Annotated in this window: 12 protein-coding genes, 2 pseudogenes and 1 other annotated feature; of the genes and pseudogenes, 1 reads left to right on the forward strand and 13 read right to left on the reverse strand. The window is 44.6% G+C overall.

The window, feature by feature from the left end; all coding sequences use genetic code 11:
* Nucleotides 1–726, forward strand: a complete 726-nt coding sequence (locus tag QVP35_RS09950; RefSeq protein ID WP_009290153.1) for a GntR family transcriptional regulator — start codon at nt 1–3, stop codon at nt 724–726.
* 128 nt (nt 727–854) lie between these two features.
* Here the strand turns inward: QVP35_RS09950 and QVP35_RS09955 are convergent.
* From QVP35_RS09955 to QVP35_RS10015, 13 genes and pseudogenes are all read right to left on the reverse strand, one after another.
* Nucleotides 855–1,153 (reverse strand): annotated as a pseudogene (locus QVP35_RS09955) (type II toxin-antitoxin system RelE/ParE family toxin).
* Nucleotides 1,154–1,156: 3 nt separating this feature from the next.
* Nucleotides 1,157–1,354: pseudogene (locus QVP35_RS09960) on the reverse strand (type II toxin-antitoxin system prevent-host-death family antitoxin); the annotation flags it as partial.
* 117 nt (nt 1,355–1,471) lie between these two features.
* Nucleotides 1,472–2,665 carry an elongation factor Tu gene (gene tuf / locus QVP35_RS09965; RefSeq protein ID WP_006568224.1) on the reverse strand — a complete coding sequence of 398 codons (1,194 nt, stop codon included), beginning with the start codon at nt 2,663–2,665 and terminating at the stop codon, nt 1,472–1,474.
* Nucleotides 2,666–2,818: 153 nt separating this feature from the next.
* Complete coding sequence (fusA, locus tag QVP35_RS09970; RefSeq protein ID WP_022261110.1) at nt 2,819–4,936, reverse strand: elongation factor G; 2,118 nt, start codon at nt 4,934–4,936, stop codon at nt 2,819–2,821.
* A 53-nt stretch (nt 4,937–4,989) separates the two neighbouring features.
* A complete protein-coding gene (gene rpsG, locus QVP35_RS09975; protein ID WP_024729154.1) occupies nt 4,990–5,460 on the reverse strand; it encodes a 30S ribosomal protein S7 in 471 nt (156 codons plus the stop codon).
* 254 nt (nt 5,461–5,714) lie between these two features.
* Nucleotides 5,715–6,128 (reverse strand): 30S ribosomal protein S12, encoded by a 414-nt coding sequence (rpsL, locus tag QVP35_RS09980; protein ID WP_006568221.1) that lies wholly within the window; start codon nt 6,126–6,128, stop codon nt 5,715–5,717.
* 183 nt (nt 6,129–6,311) lie between these two features.
* A complete protein-coding gene (gene rpoC, locus QVP35_RS09985; RefSeq protein ID WP_006568220.1) occupies nt 6,312–9,887 on the reverse strand; it encodes a DNA-directed RNA polymerase subunit beta' in 3,576 nt (1,191 codons plus the stop codon).
* Between the two features lie 30 nt (nt 9,888–9,917).
* Nucleotides 9,918–13,718 (reverse strand): DNA-directed RNA polymerase subunit beta, encoded by a 3,801-nt coding sequence (rpoB, locus tag QVP35_RS09990; protein WP_022261111.1) that lies wholly within the window; start codon nt 13,716–13,718, stop codon nt 9,918–9,920.
* Nucleotides 13,719–13,967: 249 nt separating this feature from the next.
* On the reverse strand, nt 13,968–14,336 hold the full coding sequence (gene rplL, locus QVP35_RS09995) for a 50S ribosomal protein L7/L12 (RefSeq protein ID WP_006568218.1): 369 nt from the start codon (nt 14,334–14,336) through the stop codon (nt 13,968–13,970).
* A gap of 41 nt (nt 14,337–14,377) precedes the next feature.
* On the reverse strand, nt 14,378–14,899 hold the full coding sequence (gene rplJ / locus QVP35_RS10000; protein WP_009290157.1) for a 50S ribosomal protein L10: 522 nt from the start codon (nt 14,897–14,899) through the stop codon (nt 14,378–14,380).
* A gap of 70 nt (nt 14,900–14,969) precedes the next feature.
* Nucleotides 14,970–15,103 (reverse strand) — a sequence feature (ribosomal protein L10 leader region).
* A 381-nt stretch (nt 15,104–15,484) separates the two neighbouring features.
* A complete protein-coding gene (locus QVP35_RS10005; protein ID WP_009290159.1) occupies nt 15,485–15,820 on the reverse strand; it encodes a hypothetical protein in 336 nt (111 codons plus the stop codon).
* A 140-nt stretch (nt 15,821–15,960) separates the two neighbouring features.
* Complete coding sequence (locus QVP35_RS10010) at nt 15,961–16,830, reverse strand: cysteine ABC transporter substrate-binding protein (protein ID WP_006568214.1); 870 nt, start codon at nt 16,828–16,830, stop codon at nt 15,961–15,963.
* Nucleotides 16,817–17,581 carry an amino acid ABC transporter ATP-binding protein gene (locus QVP35_RS10015; RefSeq protein ID WP_006568213.1) on the reverse strand — a complete coding sequence of 255 codons (765 nt, stop codon included), beginning with the start codon at nt 17,579–17,581 and terminating at the stop codon, nt 16,817–16,819. The genes QVP35_RS10010 and QVP35_RS10015 overlap by 14 nt, the downstream gene beginning before the upstream one ends.
* Nucleotides 17,582–17,587: the final 6 nt, after the last annotated feature.

Genomic DNA, 17,587 nt, shown 5'->3' on the forward strand with positions numbered 1-17,587 from the left:
ATGAGCAAATATATCAATCTTTTGAGTGAAGAAGTAAAAGATAAGATTGAAGCATATATCATTGAAAATGATCTGAAGCCTTATGATCCTCTGCCTTCCGAGCGTAAACTGGCGGAAGCATTTCAGGTAAACAGGCTGACGGTCCGCTCTGCACTGAAAAGGCTGCGCTATGAACATCATATTTTCACACGGCATGGAAAAGGCAATTTTATTGCACCTCCAAAAATAGATGATGATACGGAAAAATTCAGTTCTTTTACCGACGGATGGGGTGCAGACGGGTTTAAGACTTCCAGCAGGGTTCTTTCCTTTGATAAACGGGAAGCTTCTTTGTCTGTCAGCAGCCATCTTGGAATCACTCTGGGTGAACCGGTTTACTGTTTGATGCGGGTACGCTATTTGGAAGACGAACCTTTTCTAGTGGAGACTTCCTTTATCCCTGAAAAATACTGTCCAGGCCTGGAACAATATAATTTTGCTGATGAATCTTTATATGATACTTTGATTCGTACATATAAGCTGAACTTGAAGAGAATTGACGAGACGATCACGATCACTACGTTGACTGATGAAGAAAGTCATTACCTGAATGCTGAAGAAAATGAAATTGGATTCTGTATTAAATCCACTACATATGACGAAGAAAAAATTGTGGAGTACTGTATTACGATTAATAGGGCCGATCGGTATATGATGGTGAGTACTTTGGGGAGCGGGGAGAGTTAAGTGATTCTCGGTTTTGTAAAAAATTTCAGGATCAACCGTCAGTCATGAAAAAAATCCGGAAAATCTTAGTTTTGATTTTCCGGATTTGATAAATCAGCTGATGATTGTATGCACTTATTGCTTGATCCTTAATTAAAAATCCTCGTAATATCCCGAGCCTATTCACCGCCCGATATATCTCCACGTACTTCTTCCCAACTTTATAAATAATAACATAATTCTCCCAAACCGCATAATTATAATCCGTCCGGAAGCTGACTCGCTTTGAAATAGCTGAACCCATGCCTGAAAACCCCTGAATATTCTCAAATTTTCCGTATATCTCTTTCAGTGTTTTTGCCGCATATTCTTCGCTGTCCTCTGCAATATAACCACGAATTTCTTTTAAATCAGTTGCTACCAATGGGTTGATGCGCAGCTCTAACATATCCTATTCCCTCATAAGTATTTTCAGCTCATCAAGACTCAGCCAGCCTTCTCCAGCTTTTACTGTCTCTTCAGCCTCCTGCAGCTTCATCAACAGTTTTTTCTCTGCACGGTCACGATCATAATCTTCAATATCCATTACGATAAAGCGGCCCCTTCCATTTTTCGTAAGAAATACCGGCTCCCCAGCCTGACAATTCTTTTAGTTTTTTGATTATTATATCCATCGTTATAAATAGAGAACCCCGGAAACCTAACGGTTCCGGGGCATTTTCATACTGAAAGATCTCTCTAATACAAAATCTATATCAAGGTATGATTACTCAATAATTGTAGCAACACGTCCTGATCCAACTGTACGTCCACCTTCACGGATAGCGAAAGATAATCCCTGAGCCATAGCGATTGGGTGAATCAGTTCGATTGTCATTTCTACGTTGTCACCAGGCATGCACATTTCAACACCTTCTGGTAATTCAACAACACCTGTTACGTCAGTTGTTCTGAAGTAGAACTGAGGACGGTATTTGTTGAAGAAAGGAGTATGACGTCCACCTTCATCTTTTGTTAAAACATATACCTGAGCTGTAAACTTTGTGTGGCATGTGATAGAACCTGGTTTACAAAGAACCTGTCCTCTTTCGATTTCTTCTCTCTGAACACCACGGAGAAGAGCACCGATGTTGTCACCAGCCTGAGCTTCATCAAGAAGTTTACGGAACATTTCGATACCAGTTACGACAACTTTTCTTGTCTCTTCTTTGATACCAACGATTTCAACTTCTTCAGATACGTGAAGCACACCGCTTTCAACTCTACCTGTTGCAACAGTACCACGTCCTGTGATAGAGAATACATCCTCTACAGGCATAAGGAATGGTTTGTCTGTATCGCGCTGTGGGTCTGGAATCCAGCTGTCAACTGCAGCCATAAGTTCCATGATCTTATCTCCCCACTCGCTGTTAGGATCTTCAAGAGCTTTTAAAGCAGATCCCTGGATAACTGGAGTGTCATCACCTGGGAATTCGTACTCGCTTAATAACTCACGGATTTCCATTTCTACTAATTCTAATAACTCTTCATCGTCTACCATGTCACATTTGTTCATGAATACTACGATGTAAGGTACGCCTACCTGACGGGAAAGAAGGATGTGCTCTTTTGTCTGAGCCATAACACCGTCAGTTGCAGCTACTACAAGGATAGCTCCGTCCATCTGAGCAGCACCAGTGATCATGTTCTTTACATAATCGGCATGGCCTGGGCAGTCAACGTGTGCGTAGTGACGGTTATCTGTTTCATATTCTACGTGAGCTGTGGAGATAGTGATACCACGTTCTCTTTCTTCCGGAGCTTTATCGATGTTTTCGAAATCAACGGCTGCGTTTCCATCTACTCTGGCACTTAATGTCTTTGTGATAGCAGCTGTTAAAGTAGTTTTACCATGATCGACGTGACCAATGGTACCAATGTTGCAATGAGGTTTGGTTCTCTCAAACTTTTCTTTAGCCATTTTAAATGTCCTCCTTATTAGCCCTTTGGGCAAATAGATAAATTATTATTTACTACCGGGTCGACGAATCACCTTACCAAAGGCCGTCCTACCCTTGATTATATTTCATTTCTTTGAAGAATTCAAGCATATTTTTTTATCAAAAAAACCTGCTTATTTTGTTTTATCAGCGATGATTTTTTCCTGTACACTCTTCGGTACCGGCTCGTAGCTGTTGAAGAACATAGAGTAGTTTCCACGACCCTGTGTTCTGGAACGTAAGTCGGTTGAGTATCCGAACATTTCTGCAAGAGGAACGAAAGCTCTGATGATCTTTCCGCCTCCGACATCGTCCATACCCTCGATACGTCCGCGGCGTGAGTTGATATCACCGATAACATCTCCCATGTAATCTTCAGGAGTTGTAACTTCGACTCTCATGATCGGCTCTAAGATGATAGCTCCGGCTTTCTGCATCGCTTCTTTGAATGCCATAGAACCGGCGATCTTAAAGGCCATCTCTGAGGAATCGACATCATGGTAAGATCCGTCGTATACAGTAGCTTTTACACCAAGTACCGGGAATCCTCCAAGGATACCGCACTGAGCAGCTTCTTCGATACCAGCTCCGACTGCCGGGATATATTCCTTCGGAATGTTACCGCCGACAACAGTGGATTCAAACTTGAACAGTTCTTCACCATTGGCATCCATTGGCTCAAAGTGTACTTTACAGTGTCCGTACTGACCGCGTCCACCAGACTGTTTTGCATACTTGCTGTCCACATCTACTTCTTTTGTGAAGGACTCTTTGTAAGCAACCTGAGGAGCACCTACGTTTGCTTCTACTTTGAACTCACGGAGCAGACGGTCTACGATGATTTCCAGGTGAAGCTCACCCATTCCGGAAATGATTGTCTGTCCTGTCTCTTCATCAGTATGAGCTTTGAAGGTCGGATCTTCTTCTGCAAGTTTTGCAAGTGCTTCTGACATCTTGCCCTGGCCTGCTTTTGTCTTAGGCTCGATCGCTACGTCGATAACCGGCTCTGGGAATTCCATGGATTCCAGGATTACCGGACTCTTCTCGTCACAGATCGTATCACCTGTTGTTGTGATCTTGAAACCTACGGCAGCTGCAATATCACCTGCGTAAACTTTGTCTAACTCTTCACGCTTGTTGGCATGCATCTGAAGGATACGTCCAACACGCTCTTTTTTCTGTTTTGTAGCATTTAATACATAGGAACCTGAATTCATTGTTCCGGAGTACACACGGAAGAAAGCAAGCTTTCCAACGAATGGGTCTGTCATGATCTTAAATGCAAGTGCTGCGAAAGGTTCATCATCAGATGAATGTCTTTCGATTTCATTTCCGTCTTCATCCACACCCTTGATGGCAGCGATGTCCGTCGGTGCCGGCATGAACTCAAGAACAGCGTCCAGTAATTTCTGAACACCTTTGTTGCGGTAAGCAGTACCGCAGCAGATCGGAACTGCTGTACATTCGCATGTTCCTTTTCTCAGTGCTGCTTTTAATGCTTCCACGGATGGCTCTTCCCCTTCCAGGTATTCCATCATCAGATCGTCGTCTAACTCACAGATCTGCTCTACTAACTGAGTGTGATACATTTCTGCATCATCTTTCATATCATCAGGGATATCTGTGATTGAAATGTCTTCTCCCTTATCATCATTGTAGATGTAGGCTTTCATTTCAAACAGGTCGATGATTCCCTGGAAATCGTCTTCTTTGCCGATTGGCAGCTGAATTACAACTGCATTGGCACCGAGACGGTCTTTGATCTGTTCCACAGATCCGTAGAAATCAGCACCTAAAATATCCATCTTATTGATGAATGCCATTCTAGGTACATTGTAAGTGTCTGCCTGACGCCATACGTTCTCAGACTGCGGCTCTACTCCGCCCTTTGCATCAAATACTCCGATCGCACCGTCAAGTACACGCAGGGAACGTTCTACTTCTACTGTGAAATCAACGTGTCCCGGTGTATCAATAATGTTGATACGGTGTTCTAATGCTCCATCCTTCGGTTTGCAGTTTTCCTGGAGAGTCCAGTGACATGTGGTCGCTGCAGAAGTGATCGTGATACCTCTTTCCTGTTCCTGCTCCATCCAGTCCATGGTAGCAGTTCCCTCATGAGTATCACCGATCTTATAATTTACACCAGTATAATAGAGGATACGCTCTGTCAAAGTGGTTTTTCCAGCATCGATATGAGCCATGATTCCAATATTTCTGGTTCTCTCTAATGGATATTCTCTTCCAGCCAAGATCTTTTCCTCCTATTGTTTTTCGGATAAAGCGGTAGGCCCCGCACACCAGATTAGAATCTGTAGTGTGCGAATGCTTTGTTTGCTTCTGCCATTTTGTGCATGTCTTCTTTTTTCTTTACAGATGCTCCGGTGTTGTTGGATGCATCAAAGATTTCATTTGCAAGCCTTTCTTCCATGGTCTTTTCCCCTCTTTTACGAGAGTATAAAGTCAACCAGCGAAGTGCAAGGGCCTGTCTTCTGTCCGGACGTACATCGATTGGTACCTGATAGGTAGCTCCGCCGATACGTCTGGCCTTTACTTCCAGCACAGGCATAATGTTGTTCATTGCCTCTTCGAATACTTCGAGGGCAGGCTTTCCGGCTTTCTCTTCAATACGGTTGAATGCACCGTATACGATCTTCTGGGCAACTCCCTTTTTACCGTCTAACATGATGTTGTTGATCAGTTTTGTCACAACTTTGTTATTGTAAATAGGATCCGCCAAAACATCTCTTTTCGCAATATGTCCTTTACGTGGCACGTTTCTTCCCTCCTTAATAATTGCCAACGGCAGAAATTTTATACCTTTTTCTGGCATGCCGCCGGCCTTAATTCATCGGTACTCATTCATCCTTGCGCAGCTACCGGCTTTCCGCCGGCCTTCAAGCGCTCAATGCCTGATCGTGCCAGAATTTATATCTATCTCCTGTTCTACAGGGAAAACATTCATTTCCGGCACAACTATACAAGGTAGCGTAATGTTACGCTGCTTTGTACCAATTTAGTTTCGTTTGATTATTTCTTCGGTCTCTTAGCTCCGTATTTGGAACGAGCCTGCATTCTGTTTGCAACACCTGCTGTATCAAGTGTTCCACGAACGATATGGTAACGGGTACCTGGTAAGTCCTTAACACGACCACCACGAATCAGAACAACACTATGTTCCTGTAAGTTATGTCCCTCACCCGGGATATAGCTTGTTACTTCGATACCGTTAGAAAGACGTACTCTGGCGATCTTACGAAGAGCAGAGTTAGGCTTTTTAGGAGTCGCAGTCTTAACAGCTGTACAAACCCCTCTCTTCTGAGGAGAGCTTGCGTTTACTGATCTCTTCTTTAAAGAGTTAAAACTTTTCTGAAGAGCCGGTGCGGTAGACTTCTTTGTAGATGTCTTTCTCCCTTTTCTAACTAATTGGTTAAAAGTTGGCATTAATTTTCACCTCCATGCATGTTTTCTGCTGTAGTTACTTATGATCAGTTGTTGCACATAGATATCTACGCGCATTTTTTAATTATAAATGCGGCAAAATCGTTTGTCAAGGGGATTTCCCAATAAATCAGGAAAGATCCCGCCCCTGCGGATGCAGGGACGGGATCTGTTAAAACCTTGACTCTATTCGAAATCGATTTCGTCTTCGAGTGTCAGTTCTTCTTCCTCTGTGTTGATTTTTACATTGCGGTACCGTTTCATTCCGGTTCCTGCCGGGATCAGTTTCCCGAGGATAACGTTTTCCTTCAATCCAACCAACGGATCGACCTTTCCTTTGATAGCCGCGTCGGTAAGAACTTTTGTCGTCTCCTGGAAAGATGCTGCGGACAAGAAAGAGTCTGTGGCAAGAGATGCCTTGGTAATACCGAGAATAATCTGTTCTGCCTTGGCAGTCTCTAAGTTTCTTTCTTCCAGCTCTCTGTTTGTCTTTTCAAATTCCAGCACGTCGATCATGGCGCCAGGCAGGTAATCGCTGTCTCCGCCTTCTTCGATGCGGACTTTCTTGAGCATCTGGCGGACAATAACCTCTACGTGCTTGTCGTTGATATCTACACCCTGAAGACGGTATACTCTCTGCACTTCGCGGATCATGTAGTCCTGAACGGCGCGGATACCTTTGATCTTTAAGATGTCATGCGGATTGACGGAACCTTCGGTCAGCTCGTCTCCGGCTTCCACTTCCTGTCCTTCCATGACTTTCAGCCTGGAACCGTAAGGAATCAGATAAGCCTTCATATCTCCGGTTTCTTTATTAGTGATGACAACTTCCCGTTTCTTCTTCGTATCTTTGATCTGCACTTTTCCTGCAAACTCAGAGATGATGGCAAGACCTTTCGGCTTTCTCGCCTCAAAAAGCTCCTCAATACGCGGAAGACCCTGTGTGATATCGTCACCGGCAACTCCTCCGGCATGGAACGTACGCATGGTCAGCTGAGTACCAGGCTCACCGATGGACTGTGCCGCGATGATACCGACTGCCTCACCCACCTGTACTGCCTGACCGGTAGCCATGTTGGAGCCGTAGCATTTTGCACAGCATCCCACCTGTGACTGGCAGGTCAGCATCGTTCTGATCTTGACCTTTGTAAGGCCTGCATCGATGACCGTCTTAGCCCTTCTTGGAGTGATCATGTGGTTTGACTTTACAAGAACTTCTCCTGTTTCAGGATGTTTGATCTCCTCTGCAGCATAGCGTCCTGTGATACGGTCCTGAAGACTTTCGATAACTTCCTGTCCGTCCATGAACGCTTCCACATACATGCCAGGAATCTGTCCGTCCGCATCCAGTCCGCAGTCTGCTTCCCGAATGATCAGATCCTGAGAAACGTCTACAAGACGTCTTGTCAGGTAACCTGAATCGGCAGTTCTCAAGGCCGTATCGGAAAGTCCCTTTCTCGCACCGTGGGCAGAGATAAAGTACTCCAGTACGTCCAGACCTTCACGGAAATTGGACTTGATCGGCAGCTCAATGGTACGTCCTGACGTATCGGCCATCAGTCCACGCATTCCTGCCAGCTGTTTGATCTGCTGATTAGAACCACGGGCTCCGGAATCGGCCATCATAAAGATGTTATTATATTTATCTAATCCTGTGATCAGTTTGTCAGTCAAAACGTCATCGGCGTCAAACCATGTTTTGACAACGGCTTTGTAGCGCTCTTCTTCTGTCATGAGACCGCGTTTGAACTGATTGTTGATGAACTCGGCCTGATCCTGTGCTCCTGCAAGAATTTCCTTTTTCTCTTCCGGCACTGTCATATCTGAAATAGAAACGGTCAGGGCTCCTCTTGTAGAATATTTGTATCCCAGTGCCTTGATATCATCAAGTACTTCGGCCGTCTTTGTAGCGCCGTGGATATTGATACATTTGTCAAGGATCTGCTTTAACTGTTTCTTTCCTACGTGGAAATCAATCTCTAAGTCCAGTGCGTTTTCCGGATTGGATCTGTCTACAAATCCCAGATCCTGCATAATGATCTCGTTGAATAAAATTCTACCGAGAGTGCACTGTACGACCTTGGAAATCTTATTTCCGTCTTTATCAATCTTTGTACGCCTTACATTAATCCTTGCGTGCAGGGTGATCGCTTTATTTTCGTAGGCAAGAAATGCCTCATTTTCTGACTTAAAGTACTTGCCTTCTCCCTTATCTCCCTCTTTTTCCAGAGTCAGATAGTAAATACCGAGAACCATATCCTGTGAAGGAACGGCTACCGGACCACCATCGGAAGGTTTCAGCAGGTTGTTCGGTGACAGCAGAAGGAAGCGGCACTCAGCCTGGGCTTCCACGGACAGAGGCAGATGGACAGCCATCTGGTCACCGTCGAAATCGGCGTTGTAAGCAGTACATACCAGCGGATGCAGCTTGATCGCTTTACCTTCTACGAGGATCGGCTCAAATGCCTGGATGCCAAGTCTGTGCAGTGTCGGTGCACGGTTTAACATAACCGGATGTTCTTTGATGACATCTTCCAGCACATCCCATACTTCCGGCTGGAGCTTCTCTACCATCTTCTTGGCAGATTTTATATTATGGGAAAGTTTTCTTTCCACCAGTTCTTTCATAACAAATGGTTTAAACAGCTCGATTGCCATCTCTTTCGGAAGACCACACTGGTAAATCTTCAGTTCCGGTCCTACGACGATAACAGAACGTCCTGAGTAGTCAACACGTTTTCCGAGCAAGTTCTGGCGGAAACGTCCCTGTTTACCTTTCAGCATATCGGAAAGGGATTTCAGCGCACGGTTACCCGGTCCTGTAACCGGACGTCCGCGGCGGCCGTTATCAATCAGAGCATCTACCGCTTCCTGGAGCATACGTTTCTCATTTCTCACAATGATATCCGGAGCTCCGAGTTCCAGCAGACGTTTCAGACGGTTATTTCTGTTGATGATCCTTCTGTAAAGGTCATTCAGGTCAGAAGTAGCAAAACGTCCTCCGTCCAGCTGTACCATCGGACGGATATCCGGAGGAATGACCGGTACTACATCAAGGATCATCCACTCAGGATTATTTTCAGAGTTTAAGAAGGCTTCTACGACTTCCAGGCGTTTTACGATTCTTGCCCTTTTCTGTCCTGTGGCCGTCTTAAATTCGTCTTTTAAAGATTTTGCCTCTGCCGGAAGGTCGATGGCCTCCAGCAGTTCCTTGATAGATTCGGCTCCCATTCCCACGCGGAAAGAACTGCCGTATTTATCATAGGCGTCTCTGTATTCTTTTTCTGTCAATACTTGTTTGTAAGCCAGATCCGTCTCTCCTGCGTCCAGCACAATATAGCAGGCGAAATACAATACTTTTTCGAGACTTCTCGGAGAAATATCCAGGATCAGTCCCATACGGCTCGGAATCCCTTTGAAGTACCAGATATGGGAAACCGGAGCTGCCAGTTCGATGTGTCCCATGCGCTCACGGCGGACGTTGGCTTTTGTCACCTCAACTCCGCATCGGTCACAGACAACACCTTTATATCTGATTTTTTTATATTTACCGCAGTGACACTCCCAGTCTTTGCTCGGCCCGAATATCTTCTCACAGAAAAGACCGTCTTTTTCAGGCTTCAAGGTACGATAATTGATGGTTTCAGGTTTTTTTACTTCTCCCCTGGACCACTCTCGGATCTTTTCCGGGGAAGCCAACCCGATCTTAATTGCATCAAAGGCAATTTTATGATTTGAATATTCGTTGCTTGATCCTATCATTAAGGTTGCTCCTTCCTTCTATCTGCACTTCTATGAAATAGTAGTGTCTTCGCCATCTTCAAAGTTCCCCTCTTTAAACCCTAAAGCTCCCAGGGAATTTTCGTTTTCTTCATAATTATTAAATACGCTGTCGCCTTCGATCATCGGTTTCAGGTCCTGGTTGGTGTCAGCCAGGTCTACATTTTCCTTGATCTCGACTTCCTCCGCATTTTCATCGAGTACCTTGACATCTAATGCCAGAGACTGGAATTCTTTCAGCAGTACCTTGAAGGATTCCGGAATACCCGGCTCAGGAATGTTGTCGCCTTTGATGATAGCCTCGTATGTTTTCACACGACCGATAACATCATCGGATTTCACTGTCAGAATTTCCTGCAGTGTATAGGATGCCCCATATGCTTCCAGGGCCCAAACTTCCATCTCTCCGAAGCGCTGTCCGCCGAACTGCGCCTTACCTCCCAGCGGCTGCTGGGTAACCAGAGAATATGGTCCTGTTGAACGTGCATGGATTTTATCATCAACCAAATGGTGCAGTTTCAGGTAATGCATGAATCCGATCGTAACCGGGCTGTCAAACTCTTCTCCGGTTCGCCCGTCTCTCAGTCTTACTTTTCCTGTGCTGTCAATCGGCACGCCTTCCCAATCCTTTTTGTGATCCTGATTTTCTCTCAAAAATTCAATTACATTACCGTCAACACGGTCTTTCCATTTCGCTTCAAAATCTTCCCAGCTGGTGTTGGCAAAATCATTGGCCATTTCCAGTGTCACAGCGATATCGTCCTCATCAGCTCCGTTAAATACCGGAGTTGCCACGTTAAATCCTAAGACTTTTGCCGCAAGGGACAGATGGATCTCCAGCACCTGCCCGATATTCATACGTGACGGCACACCCAGCGGGTTCAGCACGATGTCCAGAGGACGGCCATTCGGAAGGTACGGCATATCCTCCACCGGAAGGATACGGGAAATAACACCCTTGTTACCGTGACGTCCGGCCATCTTATCTCCCACAGAGATCTTTCTCTTCTGGGCGATGTAGACACGGACTGTTTTATTTACTCCAGGAGGCAGTTCGTCTCCGTTCTCTCTTGTAAAGATCTTCGTATCCATAACGACACCGTAAGCTCCGTGAGGAACTCTCAATGAGGTATCGCGGACTTCTCTGGCTTTTTCACCGAAAATAGCACGGAGCAGGCGTTCTTCCGCTGTAAGCTCTGTCTCTCCCTTCGGTGTTACTTTTCCGACTAAGATGTCACCGGCACGGACTTCTGCTCCGATACGGATAATACCGTTTTCATCCAGGTCTTTTAATACGTCTTCACTTAATCCTGCCAGGTCCCTTGTGATCTCTTCTTGTCCAAGTTTCGTATCACGGGCCTCTGCCTCGTACTCTTCGATGTGAACAGAGGTGTACACATCTTCCTGTACCAGACGCTCGCTCAGCAGGACAGCATCCTCGTAGTTATAACCTTCCCAGGTCATAAATCCGATCAGAGGATTTTTACCGAGTGCCATCTCTCCGCTCTTTGTGGAAGCTCCGTCTGCAAGGATATCATCCTTTTTCACACGGTCCCCCTCGAAAACAATTGGACGCTGGTTCATACAGTTCCCCTGGTTGCTCCTTGCAAATTTAATTACATTGTAAATGTCTTTGCCGCCGTCAGAGTCTCTGCGCACAACGATTTTTGTGCTGGTAGATTTCTCCACCACTCCATCGTTTTTCGCAACGATACATACACCGGAGTCAAAGGCTGCCTTGGATTCCATACCGGTTCCCACCACAGGTGCCTCTGTGGAAAGCAGCGGAACGGCCTGACGCTGCATGTTGGACCCCATCAGTGCACGGTTCGCATCGTCATTTTCAAGGAACGGGATCATTGACGTAGCCACTGAGAATACCATCTTAGGAGATACATCCATCAGATCCAGATTTGCCTTATCAAACTCTGAAGTATCTTCGCGGAAACGGCCGGATACATGGGCGTGAACAAAATGTCCGTCCTCATCCAAAGGCTCATTCGCCTGTGCTACGACAAAATTATCTTCTTCATCTGCGGTAAGATATACAACATTGTCCGTAACAACTGGATTTTCAGGATCTGTCTTATCCAATACACGGTACGGAGCTTCGATGAATCCATACTCGTTGATCCTTGCATAAGTCGCCAGAGAGTTGATCAGACCGATGTTCGGACCTTCCGGGGTCTCGATCGGACACATTCTTCCATAATGAGAGTAGTGTACGTCACGCACCTCGAATCCCGCACGGTCTCTGGACAATCCTCCAGGTCCCAATGCAGACAGACGGCGCTTGTGTGTCAGCTCAGACAGCGGATTGTTGTGATCCATGAACTGAGAAAGCTGGGAACTCCCGAAGAATTCCTTCACTGCTGCGGTCACCGGCTTAATATTGATCAGAGACTGTGGTGTAATCGTCTCGATATCCTGAGTCGTCATTCTCTCGCGGACAACTCTTTCCAGTCTGGAAAGACCAATCCGGTACTGATTCTGTAACAATTCTCCCACCGCTCTGATACGCCGGTTACCTAAATGGTCAATATCATCATGGTTTCCGATATTGTATTCCAGATGCATATTATAGTTAATAGACGCTAAAATATCTTCCTTTGTAATGTGTTTCGGAATCAGGTCGTGAATGTTCTTTTTCACTGCCGCTTTTAATTCATCACCGCTTAAACCTTCTGCCAGAATCTTTTCCAGCACAGGGTAAAATACATTCTCATGGATGCCAAGTTCTTCCGGATCAAAATCTACATATTCGGCCAGGTTTACGGTCATATTAGATAATACTTTTGTATTGCCGAATTCAGTCTGGATCAGCACACTCTGAACCGCAGCGTTCTGGATCTTATCTGCCAGTTCCAGTGTAACTTCGGTTCCTGCTTCCGCCAGGATCTCTCCCGTGGAAGTATCAATCACGTCCTCTGCAAGCATATGGCCGGTAATGCGGTTTCTGAATGCCAGCTTTTTATTGAACTTGTAGCGTCCGACTTTTGCCAGATCATAGCGTCTCGGGTCAAAGAACATGCTGTTGATCAGGCTCTCCGCGCTGTCCACGGACAGAGGCTCACCCGGACGGATCTTTTTGTATAACTCTAATAAACCGTCCTCATAGTTGTCAGACGGGTCTTTCTCCATACTTGCAAGAATCTTCGGCTCTTCTCCGAATAATTCTTTGATCTCCGCATTGGTTCCGATTCCGAGAGCACGGATCAATACGGTAATCGGCACTTTCCTTGTACGGTCCACACGCACATTGAAAATGTCATTGGAGTCTGTCTCGTACTCAAGCCATGCACCGCGGTTTGGGATCACGGTCGCAGAGTACAATTTTTTACCAATTTTATCATGGGCAATTCCATAGTAGATACCAGGAGAACGCACCAGCTGACTGACAATAACACGTTCCGCTCCGTTGATCACAAATGTCCCCGTATCTGTCATCAAAGGTAGGTCGCCCATGAAAATGTCGTGCTGTTTGATTTCATCCGTTTCCTTATTATGAAGTCTTACTTTCACCTTCATCGGAGCGGCATATGTGGCATCCCTCTCCTTACACTCTTCGATGGAATACTTGATATCATCCCTGCACAGCTTAAAATCGATGAATTCCAGGCTAAGCTGATCGCTGTAATCCCCAATTGGAGAAATATCCTCAAATACCTCTTTGAGTCCTTCCCCCAAGAACCAGTTGTAAGAGTCCTTTTGAATTTCAATAAGGTTCGGTACTTCCAAGACGTCATCTTGTCTCGCATAACTCATCCTTATGCTCGTACCCGATTTCATTGGTTGAATTCTGTTTTTTTCCATGGACGTGTTCACCTCTTGATTTCTACATGGTTTATATACTACTTCTGATTGTGCGAATCTCTCACAATTTATATAACGAAAAAAAGGCTCGGCTATGGGCATACAATCCCATATTAAAGCATCGCCTAATAATACCACAGTGTCTATGCCGTGTCAAGCACAAATTTCAATAGACGCAAAAAGAATCGGACTGGCATGGCCAGCCGATTCTTTCATGAAGTTTTCTTACATTAGATATGAAACAAAGAACTATTTTAAAGTTACTTTTGCTCCTTCGCCTTCTAACTTAGCTTTGATGTCTTCTGCTTCTGCTTTAGATGCAGCTTCTTTGATCACTTTAGGAGCTCCGTCAACTAATTCTTTTGCTTCCTTTAAGCCTAAGCCAGTTACTTCACGAACGACTTTGATAACTTTAACCTTAGCTCCGCCGATCTCTGTAAGCTCTACGTCGAACTCATCTTTTTCTTCAGCTGCTGCACCGTCTGCTGCTCCGCCTGCTGCTACAACAACACCTGCTGCTGCAGATACACCGAATTCTTCTTCGCATGCTTTTACTAAATCATTTAATTCTAATACTGATAAACCTTTAATAACTTCAATAATTTCCTGAGTTGTCATTTTTATTTCCTCCTAATAATTAATTTAATGTAAACCGCTGATTACTCAGCAGCTTCTGCTGTTTCTTCTGCCGGAGCTTCTCCGTCTTTCTCTGCGATCTGTTTAATAACACGAGCAAAGTTTGTAATCGGAGACTGGATGCTTCCGAGGAATTTTGCAAGTAATTCGTCTCTTGACGGAATGCTTGCGATCACCTGTACGCCGTCTTTGTCATAGAAAGTTCCTTCTACGACTGCAGATTTCAGGCTGAATACTTCAATGTTCTTTGCGTATTTTGCTAAGATCCTTGCCGGTGCAGTTGCGTCTGTTTTGGAAACAGCGATCGCAGTCGGTCCGGTAAGGTCAGCAGACAACGGTTCAAATTCCGTATCTTTTACCGCAAAACGAATCATTGTATTTTTGTATACCTTGTACTCTACACCTGCTTCTCTTAATTCCTTACGCATTGCTGTATCTTCTTCTACAGAGATACCACGGTAAGAAACTAAAACTGCTGACTGAGCATCTGTAAGCAATTCTTTGATTTCGTTAACGATAGGTTGTTTTAATTCTACTTTTGCCATAATGAATGGTGCACCTCCTTGATTTATTTTAGTGTACCGCCGCTTGGATCCAAATTCCGCAGAATTTTCTATAAGAATAAGAAAAGCCCTTTGTCCGCAAAGACAAAGGGCACAATTAGCTCAATACTAATCATCATCCTCGGCAGGCCGTTCTACGTTACGCCATTCGGCGCCTGCTGTCTTCGGCAGTGATACTTGTAGTAATATATCATACGGTGCCGAAAACGTCAACTGGTTTTTTGAAATTTATTGAGTAACCTTTAGTTCCATCGCCTCTTCCGCAAATACCTCCATCAGATTATAGTGCTCACCTACTATTTGTAACTTCAAAACGGCCTGCGCAAAAACAAAGGCAGGGAAATTCCCCTTTCATTGTATAAATCAAATCAAAAATATATAAGTCTGTTGTTTTAAACGTAGAGTGGTAGCCTCATTGTTGTGCATGCGTAAATTTCTGTCTCAGAAAAAATTTCCTAATTTTTCGGTAGGCTTTTTGTGGATTTTTTGCGGAGAAATGTTTCTCTAAAGCTTTCATTTTAAGGTCAAAATAAATTGCTTTATAATATTTCTTTTCTCCAGATGGCATTATGCAACACTATCCCTTTTTGTATAAAAATACAGTACATCCTCCACCGAATAGTCTTCTTCATCCGCACCATCATCACTGTTATACCACATCCATTTTATTACATAATCCATAAACCAATCTTTTTCTTTCAGCCGAGGGATGATTCCTCCAAAAGCACCATAGTCGCTCGGATGGCCTTTGCCACGAAAAACTAGTGTACCATCGCACTCTTGAATCATGGGTATATCATGTTTTAAAAAACTTTTCTCCAGTGTTCGATATATACTGTTTGCATCATATTTATGTTCCGACTTAATTTTGGATTCGTCCAATTTGATCTCTAACTTTAGCATGACATCCTCCTTGTTTTTTATTTTGTTATAACCTTCCAACACTTATTTATCAATATTTTACATTTGCAATTCAAGTCTGTCGCTGCTATACAAAAAAACCGATCGGTATACTCCCTGGAGTTCCCTGATCGGTTTTTGTCTTACTTATATTCTTTTAATTCTTTTTCGTTCATGATCACCGTATCGGCTTCAACCGTCTTTCCATATACAGGAAGCAGAGTCTTCTTATAATCCTTCTCAAAGAATCCTTCCTTTGTAAGCTTGGTGATCTCATCATCGATCCAGCCTTTCAGGTCATCATTTCCCTTTTTGACAGCCGGTGCGATAAAGTCATGCTCACCGAGAGATTTGATCCCAGTGGTAAACCCTTTGTTCTCCCTTGCCCATGCATATACCAGTGTATTGTCATGTGCCAGAGCAGCTCCTCTGCCGTCCTTCAATGCATTGAAAGCTTCTGTGTTCTGATCATATTTTAAAAGTTCAATATCCGGATACTTCTGTGTGAAATAAGTTTCGGCAGTCGTTCCCTTATTAACGATCAGCTTCTTTCCTTTTAACTGTTTTACATCGGTAATAACTTTTCCGTTCGGAGAAACCACACCGAGAGAAACTTTCATATATGGAAGTGCATAATCCACGACTTCCTTTCTCTCGTCAGTGACCGTAAAGTTGGCAAGGATCACATCTACCTTATTGCTCTGTAAGAATTCCACGCGGCTCGCCGCTTCTACCAGCACAAATTCCACCTTGTTTTCATCTCCAAGCAGATCTTTTGCGAGACGGTGGGCAAGTACAACATCGTATCCCTGATTCTTTCCGTTTTTATCTACATATCCGAACGGAGGTTTATCACTGAATACACCGACCTTGATCTTACCGTTCTTCTTGATCTGTTCTACAGAAGACTGATTATCACTTTTTTCTGATTTTTTGTTTCCGCAGCCCGTCATCAGCCCTATAGCCATGCTGAGAACTGCCAGTACTACTAAGATTCTGCTAAATTTCTTCATCTTTTTTCATCTCCTCAAAATTAAACATGTTTAAAAACTTCTTTGCCCGTTCTGTCTGCGGATGTTCAAAGAACTCTTTCGGAGTATTTTCCTCCACAATGCGTCCCTCGTCAATGAAGATCACCCGGTCAGCCACAGCCTTCGCAAACTGCATCTCATGGGTCACGATCGCCATGGTCATCCCCTGTTTTGCCAGTTCCAGCATAACGTCGAGGACTTCCCTTACCATCTCCGGATCTAACGCTGCTGTCACCTCGTCAAACAGCATGATCTCCGGATTCATACAGAGAGATCTGACGATTGCCACTCTCTGCTTCTGCCCGCCGGACAGCTGTCTCGGGTAGGCATCCTTCTTCTCTTCCAGTCCGACTCTCTTGAGCAGGGCAACCGCCATCTCTTTTACCTCTTTCGGGTCTCTTTTCTGTGCTTTCGTAGGACCGAGAAGGATATTGTCCAGAATGGTCATGTGGGGAAAAAGATCATAACTTTGAAATACCATGCCGATCTTCTGGCGGATCAGATGCCACGGCACTTTCCCGTCCGAAAGGCTCTGCCCGTCCAGGCTGATCTCTCCGCCCTGAAATTCTTCCAGTCCGTTGATACAGCGAAGCAGTGTACTCTTTCCGCATCCGGAAGGCCCCAGAATAACAACTACCTCTCCCTTATTTATATCAAAAGAGATATCTTTTAATACCTCTGTCTCCCCAAATGCTTTTTTCAGATGACTGATCTTCAATAACTCATTTCCCATTTGCTA

This window comes from Anaerostipes sp. CAG:276 (assembly GCF_000432215.1).
Taxonomy (GTDB): domain Bacteria; phylum Bacillota; class Clostridia; order Lachnospirales; family Lachnospiraceae; genus Anaerostipes; species Anaerostipes caccae.